Origin of the sequence: Thioclava sp. DLFJ4-1, assembly GCF_002020145.1 — a bacterium.
In the GTDB taxonomy this organism is placed as follows: Bacteria; Pseudomonadota; Alphaproteobacteria; order Rhodobacterales; family Rhodobacteraceae; genus Thioclava; species Thioclava sediminum.
The window spans coordinates 282,236-301,250 of the sequence record NZ_MPZT01000002.1; the positions used below are offsets into that span (position 1 = coordinate 282,236).

17 protein-coding genes and 1 tRNA gene are annotated in these 19,015 nt (G+C 61.8%); 9 read left to right on the forward strand and 9 right to left on the reverse strand.

Features of this window, described 5'->3' with window-relative positions:
- Window positions 1-15: 15 nt before the first annotated feature.
- Both BMI85_RS06380 and murJ read left to right on the forward strand, forming a co-directional pair.
- A complete protein-coding gene (locus BMI85_RS06380) occupies window positions 16-2,778 on the forward strand; it encodes a [protein-PII] uridylyltransferase (protein WP_078520600.1) in 2,763 nt (920 codons plus the stop codon).
- 1 nt (window position 2,779) lies between these two features.
- The gene (gene murJ, locus BMI85_RS06385) at window positions 2,780-4,333 is read left to right on the forward strand and encodes a murein biosynthesis integral membrane protein MurJ (protein WP_078600260.1); all 1,554 of its coding nucleotides are present in this window, start codon (window positions 2,780-2,782) and stop codon (window positions 4,331-4,333) included.
- Window positions 4,334-4,475: 142 nt separating this feature from the next.
- On the opposite strand, the gene BMI85_RS06390 is transcribed toward murJ, so the two are convergent.
- The gene (locus tag BMI85_RS06390; RefSeq protein WP_078600262.1) at window positions 4,476-5,162 is read right to left on the reverse strand and encodes a rhomboid family intramembrane serine protease; all 687 of its coding nucleotides are present in this window, start codon (window positions 5,160-5,162) and stop codon (window positions 4,476-4,478) included.
- Between the two features lie 127 nt (window positions 5,163-5,289).
- On the opposite strand from BMI85_RS06390, the gene trpS reads away from it, so the two are divergent.
- The 5 genes from trpS to BMI85_RS06415 all read left to right on the forward strand — a co-directional run bounded on the left by trpS (window position 5,290) and on the right by BMI85_RS06415 (window position 11,241).
- The gene (trpS, locus tag BMI85_RS06395; protein WP_078600267.1) at window positions 5,290-6,330 is read left to right on the forward strand and encodes a tryptophan--tRNA ligase; all 1,041 of its coding nucleotides are present in this window, start codon (window positions 5,290-5,292) and stop codon (window positions 6,328-6,330) included.
- Window positions 6,331-6,581: 251 nt separating this feature from the next.
- Window positions 6,582-7,280, forward strand: coding sequence for a type 1 glutamine amidotransferase (locus BMI85_RS06400; protein ID WP_078600269.1), 699 nt, complete (start codon window positions 6,582-6,584; stop codon window positions 7,278-7,280).
- 12 nt (window positions 7,281-7,292) lie between these two features.
- On the forward strand, window positions 7,293-8,648 hold the full coding sequence (locus BMI85_RS06405) for a glutamine synthetase family protein (RefSeq protein ID WP_078520601.1): 1,356 nt from the start codon (window positions 7,293-7,295) through the stop codon (window positions 8,646-8,648).
- A gap of 4 nt (window positions 8,649-8,652) precedes the next feature.
- Window positions 8,653-9,954, forward strand: a complete 1,302-nt coding sequence (locus BMI85_RS06410) for an FAD-binding oxidoreductase (protein ID WP_078569918.1) — start codon at window positions 8,653-8,655, stop codon at window positions 9,952-9,954.
- A gap of 102 nt (window positions 9,955-10,056) precedes the next feature.
- Window positions 10,057-11,241: an aminotransferase class I/II-fold pyridoxal phosphate-dependent enzyme gene (locus BMI85_RS06415; RefSeq protein ID WP_078600271.1), complete on the forward strand. Its 1,185-nt coding sequence runs from the start codon at window positions 10,057-10,059 to the stop codon at window positions 11,239-11,241.
- Between the two features lie 77 nt (window positions 11,242-11,318).
- Here the strand turns inward: BMI85_RS06415 and BMI85_RS06420 are convergent, their stop codons facing one another.
- A complete protein-coding gene (locus tag BMI85_RS06420) occupies window positions 11,319-11,738 on the reverse strand; it encodes a CoA-binding protein (RefSeq protein ID WP_078600274.1) in 420 nt (139 codons plus the stop codon).
- Between the two features lie 193 nt (window positions 11,739-11,931).
- Window positions 11,932-12,705 carry a 23S rRNA (guanosine(2251)-2'-O)-methyltransferase RlmB gene (gene rlmB / locus BMI85_RS06425; protein ID WP_078520515.1) on the reverse strand — a complete coding sequence of 258 codons (774 nt, stop codon included), beginning with the start codon at window positions 12,703-12,705 and terminating at the stop codon, window positions 11,932-11,934.
- Window positions 12,706-12,833: 128 nt separating this feature from the next.
- Here rlmB and BMI85_RS06430 point away from each other — a divergent pair.
- Window positions 12,834-12,917, forward strand: a tRNA-Tyr gene (locus BMI85_RS06430).
- A gap of 295 nt (window positions 12,918-13,212) precedes the next feature.
- Here the strand turns inward: BMI85_RS06430 and BMI85_RS21365 are convergent.
- Window positions 13,213-13,383, reverse strand: coding sequence for a hypothetical protein (locus tag BMI85_RS21365; RefSeq protein WP_168174746.1), 171 nt, complete (start codon window positions 13,381-13,383; stop codon window positions 13,213-13,215).
- Window positions 13,384-13,463: 80 nt separating this feature from the next.
- Between BMI85_RS21365 and BMI85_RS06435 the strand changes: the two genes are divergently transcribed.
- Complete coding sequence (locus tag BMI85_RS06435) at window positions 13,464-14,990, forward strand: anti-phage dCTP deaminase (RefSeq protein WP_078600276.1); 1,527 nt, start codon at window positions 13,464-13,466, stop codon at window positions 14,988-14,990.
- Between the two features lie 134 nt (window positions 14,991-15,124).
- Here the strand turns inward: BMI85_RS06435 and BMI85_RS06440 are convergent, their stop codons facing one another.
- The 5 genes from BMI85_RS06440 to BMI85_RS06465 all read right to left on the reverse strand — a co-directional run bounded on the left by BMI85_RS06440 (window position 15,125) and on the right by BMI85_RS06465 (window position 19,012).
- On the reverse strand, window positions 15,125-15,307 hold the full coding sequence (locus tag BMI85_RS06440; RefSeq protein WP_078600278.1) for a hypothetical protein: 183 nt from the start codon (window positions 15,305-15,307) through the stop codon (window positions 15,125-15,127).
- Window positions 15,307-15,501, reverse strand: a complete 195-nt coding sequence (locus BMI85_RS06445) for a hypothetical protein (protein WP_078600280.1) — start codon at window positions 15,499-15,501, stop codon at window positions 15,307-15,309. Before BMI85_RS06445 ends, BMI85_RS06440 begins: the two co-directional genes overlap by 1 nt.
- 520 nt (window positions 15,502-16,021) lie before the next feature.
- Window positions 16,022-17,278, reverse strand: a complete 1,257-nt coding sequence (locus BMI85_RS06455; RefSeq protein WP_078600284.1) for a DUF6161 domain-containing protein — start codon at window positions 17,276-17,278, stop codon at window positions 16,022-16,024.
- 565 nt (window positions 17,279-17,843) lie between these two features.
- Window positions 17,844-18,212 (reverse strand): hypothetical protein, encoded by a 369-nt coding sequence (locus tag BMI85_RS06460; protein ID WP_143595012.1) that lies wholly within the window; start codon window positions 18,210-18,212, stop codon window positions 17,844-17,846.
- The gene (locus BMI85_RS06465; protein ID WP_078600288.1) at window positions 18,209-19,012 is read right to left on the reverse strand and encodes a lysozyme; all 804 of its coding nucleotides are present in this window, start codon (window positions 19,010-19,012) and stop codon (window positions 18,209-18,211) included. Before BMI85_RS06465 ends, BMI85_RS06460 begins: the two co-directional genes overlap by 4 nt.
- Window positions 19,013-19,015 lie beyond the last annotated feature (3 nt).

The window sequence follows — 19,015 nt, forward strand, 5'->3', positions numbered from 1 at the left end:
TGCGCAGTGACCAGCATGACAGACCCCGCCCCGGCATCGACCGGGGCGCCCCTCCTTCTAAATCAACAGCGTTTGTTCGAGGCGCTCGACGCAGCGACCTCTGACATGCGCGACCCGAAGGACATCCGGGCCGCGACGGTGACCTTCCTCTCCGAGGAGCGCCGCGCCGCCGCCGCCGCGATTGAGGCCGATTTCGAGACCCATCCGCGCGCCGCGCGCGACACGGTCGAAGCCTATGCCCAGATGACTGACGGCATCGTCCGCTCGGTGCTGCGCATCGCGACGCAGCGTCTGCACCCCAGCGGCATCCGCACCGAGGCGGAGCGTTTCGCGGTGCTCGCCGTGGGCGGTTACGGCCGGGCCGAGATGGCACCGCATTCCGATGTCGATCTGCTGTTTCTCACCCCCTACAAGGTCACCCCCTGGGCCGAGAGCGTCATCGAGTCGATGCTCTACATGCTCTGGGATCTGAAGCTGAAGGTGGGGCATTCGTCCCGCACGCTCGACGACTGCATCCGGCTCGGGCGCGAGGACATCACGATCCGCACCGCCCTTCTCGAACATCGCTGCGTGGGCGGCGACGAGAAGCTGGCCGAGGCGCTGTCGCTCCGGCTTCGTCACGATCTCTTCGAGGGCAGCGAGGCCGAGTTCATCGAGGCCAAGCTGGAGGAACGCTCGCAGCGCCACCGCCGTCAGGGCGGGCAGCGCTACGTGCTCGAACCCAATGTGAAAGAGGGCAAGGGGGGCTTGCGCGACCTGCAGACCCTCTACTGGATCGGCAAATATATCCATCACGTGGGCCGCGCCCGCGAATTGATGAAGATCGGCGCCTTCTCCCCCGAGGAATACGAGACCTTCCACGAGGCCGAGAATTACCTCTGGGCGGTGCGCTGCCACCTGCATCTGATCTCGGGCCGGGCTTCGGATCAGCTGACCTTCGACATGCAGGTCGAAGTGGCCGAGCGCATGGGCTACCGCGATCTGGCGGGCCGCCGCGCGGTCGAGGTCTTCATGCAGGATTACTTCCGCCACGCGACCGCCGTGGGCGACGTGACCCGCATCTTCCTGACCAAGCTCGAAGCGCAGCACGTGAAAAGCGCGCCGATGCTGCAGCGGATTTTCCGCAGGCGGCGCAAACTGAAAGCCCCCTATTGCGAAGAGAACGGCCGCATAAATGTCGCCGACGAGAAGGCGTTCCTCTCCGATCCGGTGAACCTGCTGCGGCTGTTCGAGGAAGGGCTGCGCTCGGGGATGCTGATCCACCCCGACGCGATGCGGCTCGTCTCGGCCAATCTCGACCTGATCGACGACAAGGTGCGCAATAACCGCGAGGCGCAGCGCATCTTCCTCGATCTGCTGCTAAAGCACGGCAACCCGGAACGCGCGCTGCGGCGGATGAACGAGCTGGGCGTGCTGGCCGCCTTCATCCCGGAATTCGAGCCGATCGTCGCGATGATGCAGTTCAACATGTATCACAGCTACACGGTGGACGAGCACACGATTCAGGTCGTCTCGACGCTGGCGCAGATCGAGCGCGGCGAACTGGTCGAGGATCTGCCGCTGTCGTCGCACATCCTCGAGGAAGGCATCAATCGCAAGGTCCTCTATGTCGCGCTGCTGGTGCATGACATCGGCAAGGGACGACCTGAGGATCACTCGATCCTCGGTGCGAAGATCGCCCGCAAGGTCGCGCCGCGGCTGGGGCTGAATCAGGAGGATTCCGAGACCGTCGAATGGCTGGTGCGCCACCACCTTCTGATGTCCGACGTGGCGCAGAAACGCGATCTCTCGGACCCGCGCACGATCCGCGATTTCGCCAAGCGCGTGAAGTCGCGCAAGCGGCTCGACCTGCTGACAGTGCTGACCGTCTGCGACATTCGCGGCGTCGGCCCGAATGTCTGGAACAACTGGAAAGCCACGCTGCTGCGCAAGCTGCATTCCGAGACCGCGATGGCGCTTGAGCACGGGCTGGAAGCGGTCAATCGCGAGCAGCGCACCGACGAGGCCAAGCGTGCCTTGCGCGAGGTTCTGGAGGCGGATGACAACTGGGACAAGGCACAGATCCGCGCCGAGCTGGCCCGGCACTACGCGCCCTATTGGCAGGCGCTCGCCACCATCAATCACGAGATCTTCGCGCGGTTGCTGCGCGATCTGGGCGATGACGAGATCCGTATCGACCTGCATCCCGACGACGATCACGACGCGACCCGCGTGAGCTTCGCGCTGGCCGATCACCCCGGCATCTTCTCGCGGCTCTCCGGCGCGCTCGCGCTGGTCGGCGCGAATGTGGTGGACGCGCGCACCTATACCTCGAAGGACGGCTATGCGACCGCCGTCTTCTGGGTGCAGGATGCCGAAGGCCACCCCTACGAGGCGTCGAAACTGACCCGCCTGCGCGGCATGATAGAGAAGACGCTGAAAGGCGAGGTCGTCGCCCGCGAGGCGCTCAAGGATCGCGACAAGCTCAAGAAGCGTGAGCGCGAGTTCAAGTTCCCGACCCATATCACCATCGACAACGAAGGATCGGATATCTACACGATCATCGAAGTCGATACCCGCGACCGGCCCGGCCTTCTCTACGACCTGACCCGGGCGCTGGCGTCGAACAATATCTCGATCTCCTCGGCGGTGATCGCCACCTATGGCGCGCAGGTCGTGGACAGCTTCTATGTGAAAGACATGTTCGGCCTGAAACTGCATTCCAAACCTCGCCAGGAAGCGCTCGAGAAGAAGCTGATGGACGCCATCGCGTCGGGCGCGAAACGGGCGGGCAACTAATATGAAACCAATCCGGCTGGTGCGCGGCTTCCTCACGGTGGGCGGCTGGACCATGGCGAGCCGCGTCCTCGGTTTTGCGCGCGACATGATGATCGCGGCCTACCTGGGTGCGGGTCCGGTGGCCGAGGCCTTCCTCGTGGCCTTCTCGCTGCCCAACCTGTTCCGCCGCTTCTTCGCGGAGGGCGCGTTCAACACCGCCTTCATCCCGATCTTCTCGAAGAAGCTGGAGGGTGGCGAGAACGCACAGGGCTTCGCACGCGAGGCGATGGGGGGATTGGCCTCTGTGCTGATCGTTCTCACGCTGGTGGCCTCGGCGGCGATGCCGTGGCTGGTGCTGGCGATGGCCTCTGGCTTCGCGGGCGATGAGCGGTTCACGATCGCCACAACTTATGGCCGGATCGCCTTTCCCTACATCCTCTTCATCTCGCTCAGCGCGCTTCTGTCGGGCGTGCTGAATGCCGCAGGGCATTTCGCCGCCGCAGCCGCCGCCCCGGTCCTGCTGAACATCACCTTCGTGATCGCGATGCTCATGGCCGATCAAGCAGGCTGGCCGGTGGGCGATGCGCTAGCTTGGGCCGTGCCGGTCGCGGGCGTGGCACAGCTGGCGCTCGTCTGGGTCGCCGCATGGCGCGCGGGTTTCAAGATCGTCCCGAAACGCCCGCGCCTCTCGCCGGATATGAAGCGCCTGATACGGATCGCGATCCCGGCGATGCTGGCGGGCGGCGTCGTCCAGATCAACCTTCTGGTGGGCCGTCAGGTCGCCTCGCATTTCGACGGCGCCATCGCGTGGCTGAACTATGCCGACCGGCTCTATCAGCTACCGCTGGGCGTGGTTGGGATCGCGATCGGCGTAGTGCTGCTGCCCGACCTGTCGCGCCGGTTGCGCGGCGGCGACACGGCTGGCAGCCGCTATTCCTTCTCGCGCGCAGGCGAGTTCGCGCTCCTCTTCACCGTCGGCCCCGCCGTAGCGCTTCTGGTGGCAGCCCAGCCCATCGTCTCGGTCCTGTTCGAGCGCGGCCAGTTCACACACGAGGACACGATCGCCACCGCCTGGGCCACAGCGATCTACGGGCTCGGCCTGCCCGCCTTCGTGCTGCAGAAAGTGCTGCAGCCTTTGTATTTCGCCCGCGAGAACACCCGCACGCCGTTCAACTACGCGCTGGTCGCGATGGTGGTGAACGCGGTGCTGGCGATCGGGCTGTCCTTCGTGATCGGCTATCTCGCGGCGGCTGTCGGCACGACGCTCGCCGCCTGGGCGATGGTCGCGCAGCTCTGGCTCGGCGCGCGTCCGATGGGCGAGGCCGCGAGCTTCGATCACCGTTTCTACCGCCGCCTGCCCCGCATCGTGGTCGCGGCGCTGGTGATGGGCGCTGCGATCTGGGCGGTGACCTGGGCAGTGCCGGGCGCGTTCGCCGTGCCGGGCCTGCGCGCGTTGGCGCTGCTGGGGCTCGTGCTGTTCGGGATGCTCGTCTATTTCGGCACGGCTATCGCCATCGGTGCGATGCATATGGCCGATCTGAAAGGTGCGATGCGCCGCGGTCCGGGCGGGGCGTGAGGGCCGCGCCCGACCCTCGGGTGGGCGCGCCGAACCGCTGGTGGCTAGGCACTTTATCTCTCAAGCCCGCGTGTCATCCGTGCCTGCACCGACATCGCCAATGCGCCCTCCCCGCGGGAGGGTCGGGCGCGCCCCTAAGCCTTCACCGACGCCGCAACCGCTGCAACGTCCGCTGCATCCCGCCGGGCGCCACGAAAAAGCTCAGCACGAAGCCCGCCACGAAGCCCACGATATCCGCGATCCAGTCGGGCCGCGCGCCGAAGATCATCGCGAAGATCAGCTGGATGCCCATCAGCGCCCCGATCAACGAAAACGCCCGCAGCTGGTTCGCATTCTCCTGCCCCAGCCGCGTCCACAGGATCCACGTGAAGGCCCCGATCAACCCGTAATCGCCCGGATAGCCTCCATAGAGCCCGATCTGCGTAAACGGCAGCACCGCATAGACCAGCGCACCAAGGATCGTCGCGCCGAAGAACACGACCGCCACGGCGAGTCCCGAGAAGATCTCGCCCACCATCTTGCCCAGCGCCAGGAGGAACACGAGCACGAAGATCGCCTGCGTCACCGAGGCGTTCACGAAAGGATAGGTCAGAATCCGCATCATCTGCTCGGGCGGATATTGCCCGGTTTCGAACATCGCGCGCATCACCTGCGGCGAGAAAGCGAATTTCTGCAGCGCGTCGAGCCGCCAGCCCGCGGCCTGCGCCCCACCGATCAGCCCCGACTGGCCCATCGCGAAGAACAGCTCCGTCGCGATGATCGGCAGCGCCAGAAGCCAGACCACGGGCGGCAGCGGGTTCATCGGGTGTTCGTCATAGCCGTCGCGCATATCGCTCTCCTGCTCGCGGGCTCAGTTGCGCCCTTTGCGCTTTAGCGATAAGCGAGCGGAGAGCGGATTTCCACCCCGGGAGATCCTCAATGGCGGGCTTCCACCCCCCGCAGATCAGGAGCATCAGATGAGCGAGCAAGCGCAACCCCTCAACGCCAATTTCAAACCGCGGATCTTCTCCGGCATCCAGCCTTCTGGCGGGCTGACGCTGGGCAACTATCTGGGCGCGCTCAAGCGCTTTGCCCAGAAGCAGGACGAAGGGATCGAGACGATCTACTGCCTCGTCGACCTGCACGCGATCACGGTCTGGCAGGAGCCCGACGCGCTGCGCCGCAACACCCGCGAGGCGGCTGCCGCCTTCATCGCCTCGGGCGTCGATCCGAAACGCTCGATCCTGTTCAACCAGAGCCAGGTCTCGGCACATGCCGAACTGGCCTGGGCGTTCAATTGCGTCGCGCGTCTGGGCTGGATGAACCGGATGACCCAGTTCAAGGACAAGGCGGGCAAGAACGCCGAGAAGGCCAGCCTCGGCCTCTACGCCTACCCCGCGCTGATGGCCGCCGATATCCTTCTCTATCATGCGACGATGGTCCCGGTGGGCGAGGATCAAAAGCAGCATGTGGAGCTGACCCGCGACATCGCGGCCAAGTTCAACCACGACTACGAGACCGATTTCTTCCCCGCCCCCGAGCCTCTGATCGAAGGCGCCGCGACCCGCGTGATGAGCTTGCGCGACGGCACCAAGAAGATGTCGAAATCCGATCCGTCGGATGCGAGCCGCATCAACCTCACCGATGACGCCGACACGATCGCCAAGAAGATCCGCAAGGCCGTGACCGATCCCGAGCCCCTGCCGTCTGAGATCGACGGGCTCAAGGACCGGGCGGAAGCGCGCAACCTCGTGAACATCTACGCGGCGTTGGCCGACATGACGCCGACGCAGGTGCTGGGCGAATATGGCGGCGAAGGCTTCGGCAAGTTCAAACCGGCGCTGGCGGAACTGGCGGTCGCGAAGCTTGCTCCGATCTCGGACGAGATGACCCGGCTGATGAACGATCCCTCCGAGATCGACAATATCCTGGGCGACGGCGCGAACCGGGCCGACGAGATCGCGCAGCCGATCCTGGGCAAGACGCTCGAGATCATGGGGATGATCCGCTCGCGCTAAGCGCGGCAAAACCAAAGGAAGAGGGGGCTCTGCCCCCCGTCGCCGTAGGCGACAAGACTTAAGGGCGAGGGGGCTCTGCCCCCTCGGGCTTTCGCCCTCCCCCCGGGATATTTCGACCAAGCCGAAACGCATCTTCCTCTTGGCAGAAATATCCCGGGGGAGGCGCGGCACGCGCCGGGGGCGGAGCCCCCTTGCCGCCGCTCACGCCCCGCACTACGCTTCGGCAACAAGAGCTTACGAGCGGACCTCCCATGCGTATCGGCATCCTCCAAACCGGCCAATCCCCCGACATTCTGCGCGACAAGGCGGGCGACTATCCTGACATGTTCGAAGCCCTGCTCGCCGGGCGCGGCCTCGAATTCAAACGCTACGACGTCGAGCATATGCACTTCCCGAAAGACGTGCATGACTGCGACGGCTGGTTGATCACCGGCTCGCGCCACGGCGCCTATGAGGATCACCCTTTCATCAAGCCGCTCGAGACGTTCATTCGCGACGCCCATGCCGAGAATGTCCCGATGGTGGGTATCTGTTTCGGCCATCAGATCATCGCGCAGGCGCTTGGCGGCAAGGTCGAGAAATTCTCCGGCGGCTGGGCCGTGGGTCCGCAGGATTACGATTTCGGTGGCGAGGTGATCGCGCTCAACGCGTGGCATCAGGATCAGGTGACCGAGCTGCCGCCGGGCGCGACCCCGATCGCGGGCAATGATTTCTGCGCCTACCCCGCGCTTGCCTATGGCGACACGATCTTCACCGTCCAGCCGCATCCTGAATTTCCCGACGCATTCGTGGAAGGGCTGATGGACACACGCGGGCGCGGCGTCGTGCCCGATGACCTGATGCAGGCCGCCCGCACGCGGCTCGGGCAGCCCAACGGCGCGTCCCGGATTGCCGAGCGCATCGCCGATTTCTTCCTCAAGACAAGGGTGCCCGCGCACCCGGAAAGCTGACCGATGAGCGACATGAAGGACTGGACCGACCGTATTCCGCAGGCCGCACGCGATTACATCGAAGGTCGGCGTCTCGACGAGGTGGAGTGCATTGTCGCCGATATCGCAGGGGTCGCGCGCGGCAAGGCGATGCCCGCGTCGAAATTCAAGTTTCAGGATCGGTTCTTCCTGCCGAACTCGATCTTCCTGCAAACGATCACCGGCGAATGGACGGACAACCCCTCGGGCGCTTTCACCGAACCGGACATGATCCTGACGCCCGATTTCTCGACCGCGACGGCCGCGCCGTGGACGGCGGACTGGACCTTGCAGATCATCCACGACGTCGAGGACCAGCAGGGCAATCCGGTGCCGATCGCGCCGCGCAACGTGCTCAAGCGCGTGCTCGCGCTCTATGAGGCCGAAGGGTGGACGCCCGTCGTCGCCCCCGAGATGGAATTCTTCCTCGTCGCGCGCAACGTAGACCCGAACCAGCCGATCATCCCGCCGATGGGGCGCTCGGGTCGTCGGGCGGCGGCGAAACAGGCCTATTCGATGTCGGCGGTCGATGAATACGGCAAGGTCATCGACGATATCTACGATTTCGCCGAGCTTCAGGGCTTCGAGATCGACGGCATCTTGCAGGAGGGCGGTGCCGGACAGATCGAGATCAACCTCGCGCATGGCGACCCGGTCGAACTGGCCGATCAGATTTTCTACTTCAAGCGGCTGATCCGCGAGGCCGCCCTGCGTCAGGATTGCTTCGCCACCTTCATGGCGAAACCGATTGAGGGCGAGCCGGGCTCGGCCATGCACATCCACCAGTCGGTGATCGACACCAAGACCGGCCAGAACATCTTCTCGGACGAGAATGGCGGTGAGACGGAAGCCTTCCTGCACTGCATCGCGGGGCTTCAGACGCACCTGCCCGCGGTGATCGCGCTGCTGGCGCCTTACGTGAACAGCTATCGCCGCTATGTGCCGGATTTCGCAGCGCCCATAAATCTCGAATGGGGGCGCGACAACCGCACGACGGGTCTGCGGGTGCCGATCTCGGGCCCGGCGGCGCGACGGATCGAGAACCGTCTGGCGGGGATGGATTGCAACCCCTATCTCGGGCTCGCCGCCTCGCTCGCTTGCGCCTATCTGGGCCTCAAGGAAAAGCAGATGCCGAAGCCCGAATGCTTGGGCGACGCCTATATGTCGGCCGAGGACGTGCCGGTGAATCTGGGCGATGCGCTCGATCTGTTCTCGGAGAGCGCGCCGATCCGCGACGTGCTGGGGCCGGAATTCTGCGCGGTCTACGAGGCGGTGAAGCGCAACGAATACAAGGAATTCCTGCAGGTGATCTCGCCCTGGGAGCGCGAGCATCTGCTGATGAACGTGTGATCCGATGAACCTGCTCTTCGCCAATGACCGCAAGGGCGAGCACGCGCCGAGCTATTACGCAGCGACCGCGCTGACCGACCGGCGCTGGCCCGAGTTGAAGGGCCGCCACCGGGCGGATGTCTGCGTCGTGGGCGGCGGCTTTACCGGCCTCTCGGCGGCGCTGCATCTGGCGGAGAAGGGCTATTCGGTGCGGCTGCTCGAGGCCCATCGCGTGGGTTTCGGGGCCTCGGGACGCAATGGCGGGCAGGTCGGCTCGGGCCAGCGGCTGGAGCAGGACGATCTGGAGAAAGCCCACGGTCCCGAGATGGCGCGCAGGCTCTGGGACATCGGCGAAGACGCGAAGGCGCTGATCCGCGACCTGATCACGCGCTACGAGATGCCGGTCACATTCCATCCCGGCATCGCCCATGCCTGCCGGACGCAATCCGAGGTCGCGCATTCGCATCACATGGCGGAAAGGCTGGCCCGCGATTACAGCTACGATCAGGTGGAGCCGCTCTCGCGCGACGCGCTGCACGCGATCCTGCCCTCGGAGGCCTATCTGGGTGGCGATATCGACCGGGGCGCGGGGCATCTGCATCCGCTGAACTTCGCGCAAGCCTCGGCGCTCGCCTGCGAAAAGGCGGGCGTGACGATCCACGAAGGCTCGCTCGTCCATCACATCCGCCCCGGCGAGCCGGTGCGCGTGCAGACCGAACACGGCCATATCGATGCCGATCACCTGATCCTCGCGGCCAACGGCTATCTGGGGAACCTCGCGCCGCGTGTGGCCTCGCATGTGATGCCGATCAACAATTTCATCGTCGCGACAGAGCCGCTGGGGCCGCGCGTGGCCGAAGTGCTGCGCGAGAACGTCGCCGTCGCGGATACGAAATTCGTGGTGAACTACTGGCGGCTCTCTGACGACAATCGCCTGCTCTTCGGCGGCGGCGAAAGCTATGGCTACAAGTTCCCCGACATCGTGCAGACCGTGCGCAAACCGATGCTGGAGGTCTACCCCTCCCTTGCGGATGTGAAGATCGACTACGCTTGGGGCGGCACGCTCGCGATCACCCGCACCCGGATGCCCTATTTCGCACGGCCTTTGAAAAACGCGCTCTCGGCCAGCGGTTTCTCGGGCCATGGAGTAGCGATGGGCACGATGGCGGGCAAGATCATGGCCGAGGCCGTCGCGGGTCAGGCCGAGCGCTTCGACCTGATGGCCGGGCTGAAAGTGCCGGGCTTCCCGGGCGGCTCGCTCCTGCGCAGCCCGCTTCTGGTCGCCGCGATGACGTGGTTCTCGATGCGCGACAAGCTGGGGATCTAGGCAAGCCGCCGCCGCCTCAAATTTGGTCATGAATTCTTCATTGGCGCGAAAAGCGGCATTCGTGTAAAGAAAACCTGAAAGTCAGTTTCAGGATATCTTGCCATGCCGCGTGACGGACAGACCGCCCCGAATTGCTATGACGCCGAGGCCATCCCCGAGGCCGCCCGAGCCGAGATCGAACGCCTCCTGACCAGCGGAGACCTCTTCCGCTACACCTCCGCAGACGCGCCGGTCGCCAAGCTGGAAGCCGAATTCGCCGAATTCATGGGCGTGAAATACGCGGTCGCCGTGTCGTCGTGCTCGCAGGCGCTGTTCCTGTCGATGAAGGCGCTCGACCTGCCGCGCGGGGCACGCGTGCTGGTCCCGGCCTTCACCTTCGCCGCCGTCCCGTCCGCCATCGTCCATGCCGATTGCGTGCCGGTGCTGGTCGAAGTCGGCTCCAATTTCCGCATCGACCTCGACGATTTCCGCGCGAAATTCGACGACAGCATCGACGCGGTGATGATCAGCCACATGCGTGGCCACACCTCCGACATGGACGCGATCATGGAGCTGGCCGCCGAGAAGGACGTGCCGGTGATCGAAGACGCAGCGCATTCGCTCGGCACGCTCTGGAATGGCAAGAAGATCGGCACGATCGGCAAGATCGGCTGCCTCTCCTTCCAGTCCTACAAGCTGATCAACGCGGGCGAAGGCGGCATCCTGCTGACCGACGATCCGGAACTCGCCGCACGCGCGGTGATCATGTCGGGCGCCTACGAGCATAACTGGAAGAAGCATCCGGGACTGCAAAACAGCTTCCATCACTGGCAGAACAAGCTGCCGCTTTATAACTGCCGGATGCAGAACCTCTCCGCCGCCGTCATCCGCCCGCAGATCGCGGAAGTGGAGCGCCGTGTGAACGATGGCCGCGCCAACCACGACTATGTTGCCGAACGGTTAAACACGAGCGACTGGCTCGACGTGCCTCCGCCGCTCGACCCCGAAACCCGCGCCCCGGATTCGCTGCAGTTCAATCTTGCAGGCGACTGGTCCGACGAGGAGGCCCGCAAGCTGCAATCAGAGGCGAAAGCCCGCGGCGTCAGTGTTCAGGTATTCGGTCTCAGCCAAGACAACGCGCGCGCCTTCTGGAACTGGCAGTTCCTCGGTGACGTACCGGACCTGCCGAAGACCCGCGAGATGCTGATGCGCGCCTGTGACACGCGCCTGCCCGCACGCCTCAAGCAGCCCGATCTGGATTACATCGCCGATGCGATCCTGGAGGCGGTCAAAGCCGTTAAGGGCTGAGGGGCGCTGCCCCCCTCTTCGCTCTTGGAAAATATCCCGGGGGTGAGGCCGACAGGCCGAGGGGCAGAGCCCCCGCCTCAGCCGGCCATCACGCGCGGATAGTCGATCTTCGGGCAGCGGTTCATCACGACCTTGACCCCCTGCCCGCGCGCCGTCTCGGCCGCTGCGTCATGAGACACGCCAAGCTGCATCCAGATGGTCTTGAGATGCGGCAGATGTGCCAAGGCCTCATCCACGACCTCAGGCACTGCCTCGGAGCGACGGAACACGTCGACCATATCCACCGCGATCTCGTCGGGGATTGCGCCGAGATCGGCATAGACCGTCTCGCCCAGCAACTCCTGCCCGGCGAGGCCGGGGTTGACCGGAATCACGCGGTAGCCTTTGGACTGCAGGAACTGCGCGACCCCATAGGAGGGGCGCTCCGGCTTGTGGGACATGCCGACCACGGCGATCACCTTCGATTTGCCCAGAATGTCGCGAATCTCGTCTTGCATCTGAAACCTCTACTTTGTCGCAGCCCTCTAAGAAAAATGCGCCCAAGCCTTAAAGGCTGGGCGCAATAGTGGCGGAACGAGGGACAGTGAACTAGAGGCGCGGCGGTTCCGAAGCTGCGCCTCTGACAGTGAGATAGGAACGCATCTCACTGGTTTTAAGGTCCATACCCTCATAATCGCGATTTTGTGACCGTCAGCGGCTTGCGGATGCGTAAAGAGACACTGCGGCGGCATTCGAGACGTTGAGCGACCCGAATTCGCCCGCGAAGGGGATTCGCACCAGACGGTCGCAGGTTTCACGGGTTTTCTCGCGCAGCCCCGGCCCTTCGGCGCCCAGAACCAGCGCGACCGGTTCCATTCCCGCCTCGGACAGCCCGTCTTCGAGCGACATCTTGGCTTCACCCGCAAGCCCGATCAGCCGGAAGCCCATCTGGCGCAGCTCCTCCATCGCGTCGGAGAGGTTCTTCACCCGCAGATAGGGCTGACGCTCCAGCGCGCCGGAGGCGGTTTTCGCAAGCGCACCGGTCTCAGGCGCGGAATGGCGATGCGGCGCGATCACGGCGGCCGCGCCGAAGACCTCCGCCGAGCGCAGGATCGCGCCCACGTTATGGGGATCGGTCACCCGGTCGAGCAGCACCACGCGGCGCGCATCGTAGCAGACATCCTTCAGCGCGCCCCAATCGAGCGGCTTCACCTCGAGTGCCGCGCCCTGGTGGACGGAATCGGTCGAGATCGGCACGAATTTGTCGAACTTCCGCACATCGACGATCTCGGGCTCCATGCCGGACACCGCGATCGCCTCGGCCAGTTTGTCGGCGGCGTTCTTGGAGCAAACCAGCCGAAGCCGCTCGCGCATCGGGTTTTGCAGCGCGTCGCGCACCGCATGCAGGCCGAAGAGCCACACGGTCTCGGCGGCCGCAGCGCGTTTGGCACGTTCCTTTTCGATCACCCAGACTGGCTTTTTCATCGCGGGTCTCCTTTGGCCCCTACCTGCGCTGAATGGCCTCGTTTGGCAAGCTCTGATCCGGAGGGCAATTTTTCGGCAAACTCTCTCTTGACGCCTCCCGCCCCCTTTTGTATCTCCCGCCCAGCGTCGGGTGACGTGCTGCAAGGTGCGGCAGCGGACTGTAACTCCGCCGGGGCGACCCACGCCTGGTTCGATTCCAGGGTCACCCACCAAACTCCCTCTTTTCCTTTGGAAAACAGGGACTAGGTGTCCCGCAGGTGCGAAATAGCGCATCATGCAAATCAATGGGTTACCGCGAAGGTGTCCCGCAGATTTGTAGTATCCGACCCACTCCTTAAGACGCTTGCTACCCTCCGATTACCTGCTTCTACGACCGACTCGCCTAGGAAACGCTTGTGCGCACCTAGCCAGGTGGCGACGGCCTTTCTCCACCATGAAAAACGCGCCGACGATAGAAAATCGTGAGCGCGCAGTAGCATAGAGTATTTTTTCGCTTATAGCCTCGCTTCAGGAAGCCGAAGCAAACTCCTTGGCTTTCTCCTGACGATGCTGGAGACGAGCCTTCGTCCTTCTTATGTCCTCCTTCTTGGAGGCACTCAAATTATCATATTGCTTCACTGCATGCCTGAATGCTGAAGTGAAGGTCACTGCGGTCTGTCCTGTGGTTTCATTTTTCATAGTTGACTCCCTAGAGTAGTCTCAGAAAGCATATGCTAGAAGAATTTGAAATCTAGAAAATCATACCTGAAAGTGATATCATGTCTGTCGCGTCTCCAGAGCTTGTTATCGGCATCGTCGGTCGAATCGGCGTGGACACTGTCGAGGTATCCAGCTGGCTGAAGCAAGAGCTGCACAGCCTCTACTACAAATCTAGGGTCATAAAGCTCACCGATCACCTCAAGGAAGTCGACGTAGGCGTAAAGTTGCAAGATAGCCCCGCGGAAGCACGCTTCGACACGAGGATAAAAGCCTGCAATCTCCTACGAGAACTTTCCGGTCGGAACGATTACTTCGCCATGGTGGCGGTAGTTAACATCGCATTTGCACGCCAGCAGGCGACGCCACAAGACGATGATTTCGGGATCGCGTACATCGTCGACCAGATCAAACGGCCGGAAGAAGCAAAATCACTTCGTGAGGTCTATGGCGACCAATTCATTCTTGTTTCTTGCCATGAACCCGCCGACCTGCGCCGAGCGGGTTTAGCGCAAAAATTCGCAGGTGGGCATGCAGAAGCTCCTAACGCTCGCAACTGGGAAGAAACCGCGCAAATCTTGATTGCGAAGGACGACTCTGAGGCCGACAATGACTTCGGACAGCGAGTGGGAAAGGTTTTCCATCAAGCCGATGTCATCATCGACACATCGAAGCCCAAAGAAGCGAAAGAAACCCTGAACCGATTTTTCCGGGCACTGTTTCAAGACCCCAAGGTCTCCCCTACCCGGTCGGAATTTTTTCAGAACCTTGCAGCCAATGTTGCTCTAACATCCTGCGACACCGCGAGGCAGGTGGGAGCGGCCATCGAGAAAGAAGGCTATATAGTCGCAACTGGCTTCAACGAGGCGCCAAAAGCTTTTGGTGGGACTTACTGGGCTGAAGATGGCGTCGACGCTCGAGATGTCGCCCTCGGTCGAGACGTAAATACAATTCTAAAGCGCCAGATGGTGATCGAAATAGTAGAGAAGTTACGCGACCACGGCGAGTTACAGGATGGGGAGATTGAGGCCCAAGAGATAGAAAAGAAGTATCTCGATGGAGATGATGCCCCACTCAAAAAGACCCAGGTCATGTCATCCTTGGAGTTCGGTCGAGCCGTACATGCTGAAATGGCCGCGATAACAGGTGCGGCTCGCAATGGCGCAGCTATTGGAGGGGCTAACCTTTACTGCACAACTTTCCCTTGCCACAATTGTGCCAAGCACATCGTCGCTAGCGGAATTACATCTGTAGTCTTCTTGGAACCTTATCCGAAGAGCTTTGTGAACCACCTTTACCCCGATTCTATTGAGGTTGATTCGACGGATCCTTGCTCCCAGCGCGTCGCATTCAAGCAATTCATCGGGATCACGCCAGTGCGATATGCAAGGCTTTTCAAAAAGTCTTCTTCAAAGGACCATCAGGGGTACGTGACATCTTGGGACCCAGAAAACGCATTACCCGCCGTTGAGAAAATGTTCCAAGAGCAACAAGAACGCGAGCCGGTCTTCCTCAAAGAATTCCAAGAACATGTCCTGAGTTACGACATCGAATTTGCTAGGAAGTTAGGTCTGGCGGAAGCGGATTAGCCGGCTCTTTAATGTCGAGAAAAAATCGGAGCTCTCTGAGATGCCGCTGCGGTAGATATTGATTAGACCCACTTGCCTCACGGTGCGGTCATCAAAACTATCATCGATGAAATACGAGCGCCACGGCGTCAACTTCACCGGAACTTCTTTAAGATCACCCTCGCCCCGTGCTGCAGCGCGACGGTCTGGCCCGGCATTGCCTCAACCCGATCAAACGCGTCCTTCCCCTCGATGAAGTTGTCATAGGGCTCGTCCGAGACGATCCGGTCATCCTCGTCGCGGATGACGATGCGGTGGCAGACGTGAAACTTCCCCATCAGCGCACAGTCGCCGCTCGCAGAGCTTCGGACATCTCGCGATACCCGTCATATCCGTGCTGCTTGTGCATCTGCGCGTACCAGTCGATCCAGTGGTCTATCATGTCGGCCGGGATCGTGTCCGACCAGGTCTCTTTCGCGACGTATAGCGTGCCGTCCTCGCGGCGCTCGACTTTAATCCCGGAGGGCTTCATCGCAACCTTCTTTCAGTGGACCAGATTGGCTATGGGGTGAAGGGCCTGCAGTATCGTACCAACAGCCGCCAGCGCAACGCCCCAACGCGCATTTGAGGCGTCGCTGAGTAGCTGTCGTACCGCTGGAAGATCCCTGATCTTTCGATCATCAACTGAGCTGAGCCCACCCGCTTGCTTCCACATCGCAACCGCCGCGTCAGGGGTCAGCCGTAGAAGCGATCGCACCGCCCATGCCGCGCCCGCGACGGTAAGAAGCTGCCCGGTCACGGCGGATAGGTCAGCCCAGTTCTCAGCAATCCACGACATGCGTTCTAGCTCCTATAATAAGCACCGGGAGATTGTGCGCCGCCCGCGGCTCCGGCTGGCAGGATGGAAGATTGACCTGGTCTCTCCGAAACCCGTGCGCTCCTATCCGGCGCCGATCCGTCGGAGTCTGAATTCCGCTTGTGTTCGGTTTCCAGCCTCGGTGCCCAATCCATTCAGCGCGGCGTGTAGTTAGCCTCACAGATAGTAGCAGCAATCAAACCCGGCCGCCGTGGAGGATCTTTGAGATGGCACTTACGGCGGAAACGTCTAAGCCGCTGTTGTCGTCGACCGGTTGACCATCTTTCGAGGGTCGGAAGACAGCGTTCAAAATGATAGCTCTATGCTCCTCAGGGACTTGTCCACTTTCGATCATCGCCTGATAGGTCTCCACGAACGCCTTCCGCTCTGCTGCATTCTCGGCGTGCTGGCCCGCCTCCCTGTAAGTTCGATTGAGGATTTTCATCAACCAGAGCAGCATAGAAGCAGCGAGCAAAATAACCCCAACCGTTAGCGGACCCTTCGCATTGAGGATGTCGCGGCAGTCGAAAGGATCCGCTGTAGAGCAGCTGTTGCGATGAAAGCTGTTTGCGATCGTGTCACCATAGGCGATGACGCCACAAGTCGCTGCGCCGATGATTAGGATGAGAACCAAGATGAACGAAAAAAGAGCCACATTTGACCGCCAAGTGTGTCTCTTTTTCTCTCTCTTCCACAGCGTCACGGGAGCTTCGAACTGGAGCTTTTTTATGTACCGGTCATGGGCATCACGAAACCTCCCATCCCAGTCGGCCACCAGTTCTTCCCCTCTGGCTTTATATCGGTCCGCAATCGCAAGCCTGATCCTGCGAAATCGTGACGTCTCAGCGCGTCTGCGAGCTATTTCTTCAGAAGAGAAAGTTGATAATTTTAGAGATGCTTCCGTCGCCGCCACCTGATCGAGGCTGATGTTCTCAACGAGAGACTTCACTAGTTTCTCTTGCTCTCTAAGGAAGAGCGACGATTTGAAATTTTCGACGACGTCAGCGAGCGCTTCGATGGACTGTGAGACTGTCAGCATGTTCTGCTCAAAGTCTCCAGTAATCTGATTTCTAGGGACCCCTTCCGAAACACGCAATCGAGCGGTCATGACGTTCGCTATCACAAATTTATATCTTGGATTGTCGCTCGAACTCAGTATCGCGAGCACCTTACCCATTGCAGTGCCTCTGGGTGGAAACACTTTTACTCCCATCAGACTTACGTCTGACCTTAACTCGTCGACTGAACTTTCCTCCACAGTCGAAATAACCTTCGAATATTGAAGTGCATCGGTTCTCGTTCGATGGTGATCATTGAAACGGGTGGGAACCCCTTCTGGAAATAGGCTCTCCCAAAATTCTTTCTCTTGAACGAGGAGCGCGATCAGCGCCTTCTTACTAGAAGCTCTAAAGCTCCCGATTCCGGGCACGCTGATCGACAGCTTTCTGGCCATAACTTCCTCTCAAAGAATCACTTAATCTATGGGGATTATCGGAGGCTTTCACCTCAGCACAAGCTGTTGGCCGAGATGACAAGTTTATCGCTCGCCTGAGATGGTCGACCTTTTTGCCGACCGCAACCGTCTGCCTCAGCTTACCGGAAAAGTGCGTTTATGGGTGGGCTTTCGCGAGAGCATTAATCATTCGGGGTCCCCCTTTGTCGCTTTGAGCTCATACCCCCGCCTCAGCCCTGCTTCGTCCAGATCGCGCTCTGCTTGCGTTGGTACGTCGATATCGGGCCGTCGACATGAAGGCTGCTCTTTTGTTCTTGATCCCGATGTTTTGCTGCGTGTGGCAGGACGTCCTGGAATATTTTCATCGGAGCGCCTCTTGTTTCACCCATTCACCGCACTCACCGCCAGCGCCCGTCGCCGCTCACAGTCGGTCAACGCGTCCCCGAGCCGCGTGATCGTCACAGCGTCTGCACGTAGCGTCCCGCCTGCCGCCATAAACGTCTCTGGCGCCGGACACGGAACGCGCGCCGCTGCAGGGACTTCAACGCGGATCTGCGCCAGCGGCTCATTGGGCCCAATGTCCGCGGATTTGGTCGAGCACGCTGCCAGGAAGGCCGGGAGCATCAAGACCGGGGTCAGCATCAAGCGCATCGAAGAGCCTCCTTTCGGCTGCGGCGCGGGCATCGCGAGCGGCGAGCAGCGCCGCTTCGGCGTCGGCTAGCTGGCGCGCTTTGTCATTGGCCTCGGCGATTGCATGGGCGGTGCGGACCCGCTCGGCCCGGAGGGCGGCTGACGTGGCCTCTGCTGCGTTCGCCTGCATCTGGGCCACCTTGGCGCGGCAGAAGGCGTCACGCACCCACAGGCCCGCGCCGAACGCGGTGGCGAGCAGACCGAGCGACGCTACCAGACGCCAGTTCTTGGCGAGCCATATCACGCGCCCACCATGCACATGTCGTAATTGTCGTCGCGCCGGACGACGAGGCCGACCCAGACAAAGCCACCCGCCTTGTTGAACCAGGTCATTGCCTTGCAGCTACCCGTGACGTTCCCGTCATTCAACCGCCGCATTGCAGTAGATTTACTCGCCGCGCCGATGCCGACGTTGATCGTGAAATCGGTCCATGCCGCCCCACGCGGCACGTTGATCCGCAGCCGCTTCGTCTCCAGCGTCATCGCCCGCGAGACGCCGCGCCAGTATTCCGTGGCCTCGGATGCGATCAGCCGGTCACAGTCGGCGGCAGATATCGTCATTCCCATGCTGACACCACGGATCGTGCCGGAGCAGATCGTAGGAATGCCAATTGGGTCGCGGTACGCGGTGAGCCGAACGCCCTCGTGCCGCTTGATCTCTGGCAACGCGCGCATGATGATCTGATGCTCAGTGACGGATGCACCGGGCGCGATCGCTGATTGGCTGGGCGAGAGCTGGGGGCCCGCTGGTCGATACACCTCGGCGGCGGCGAAGTGCGCCATCGCGAAAACCATGATCACGACCATCAGTCCGATGCGCCACAGGTTTGCCCAGAAGCCCTGCGGCTGCGCAATGAAGCGCCCTACTGCGGAGAAAACGAGCAAGCCGAGCGCAATGAAGAACACCGCATTCGGGTCGAGCTGATAGCCGAGCCAGCTCCAACTCACGACAGGCGTCAGAAGTGCGCAAAGCGTGAGCACAATGCCTGCGAAGGAATAGCCGATGCGAGCGCGATGGCGCTCCTCTTTGGAGATCAGTTTCATGGT

Excerpts from the sequence above, each read along its gene's own strand:
- BMI85_RS06380 (WP_078520600.1), top strand. The coding sequence starts at position 16 with ATGACAGACCCCGCCCCGGCATCGACCGGGGCGCCCCTCCTTCTAAAT.
- murJ (WP_078600260.1), top strand. The coding sequence starts at position 2,780 with ATGAAACCAATCCGGCTGGTGCGCGGCTTCCTCACGGTGGGCGGCTGG.
- BMI85_RS06390 (WP_078600262.1), bottom strand. The coding sequence starts at position 5,162 with ATGCGCGACGGCTATGACGAACACCCGATGAACCCGCTGCCGCCCGTG.
- trpS (WP_078600267.1), top strand. The coding sequence starts at position 5,290 with ATGAGCGAGCAAGCGCAACCCCTCAACGCCAATTTCAAACCGCGGATC.
- BMI85_RS06400 (WP_078600269.1), top strand. The coding sequence starts at position 6,582 with ATGCGTATCGGCATCCTCCAAACCGGCCAATCCCCCGACATTCTGCGC.
- BMI85_RS06405 (WP_078520601.1), top strand. The coding sequence starts at position 7,293 with ATGAAGGACTGGACCGACCGTATTCCGCAGGCCGCACGCGATTACATC.
- BMI85_RS06410 (WP_078569918.1), top strand. The coding sequence starts at position 8,653 with ATGAACCTGCTCTTCGCCAATGACCGCAAGGGCGAGCACGCGCCGAGC.
- BMI85_RS06415 (WP_078600271.1), top strand. The coding sequence starts at position 10,057 with ATGCCGCGTGACGGACAGACCGCCCCGAATTGCTATGACGCCGAGGCC.
- BMI85_RS06420 (WP_078600274.1), bottom strand. The coding sequence starts at position 11,738 with ATGCAAGACGAGATTCGCGACATTCTGGGCAAATCGAAGGTGATCGCC.
- rlmB (WP_078520515.1), bottom strand. The coding sequence starts at position 12,705 with ATGAAAAAGCCAGTCTGGGTGATCGAAAAGGAACGTGCCAAACGCGCT.
- BMI85_RS21365 (WP_168174746.1), bottom strand. The coding sequence starts at position 13,383 with ATGAAAAATGAAACCACAGGACAGACCGCAGTGACCTTCACTTCAGCA.
- BMI85_RS06435 (WP_078600276.1), top strand. The coding sequence starts at position 13,464 with ATGTCTGTCGCGTCTCCAGAGCTTGTTATCGGCATCGTCGGTCGAATC.
- BMI85_RS06440 (WP_078600278.1), bottom strand. The coding sequence starts at position 15,307 with ATGGGGAAGTTTCACGTCTGCCACCGCATCGTCATCCGCGACGAGGAT.
- BMI85_RS06445 (WP_078600280.1), bottom strand. The coding sequence starts at position 15,501 with ATGAAGCCCTCCGGGATTAAAGTCGAGCGCCGCGAGGACGGCACGCTA.
- BMI85_RS06455 (WP_078600284.1), bottom strand. The coding sequence starts at position 17,278 with ATGGCCAGAAAGCTGTCGATCAGCGTGCCCGGAATCGGGAGCTTTAGA.
- BMI85_RS06465 (WP_078600288.1), bottom strand. The coding sequence starts at position 19,012 with ATGAAACTGATCTCCAAAGAGGAGCGCCATCGCGCTCGCATCGGCTAT.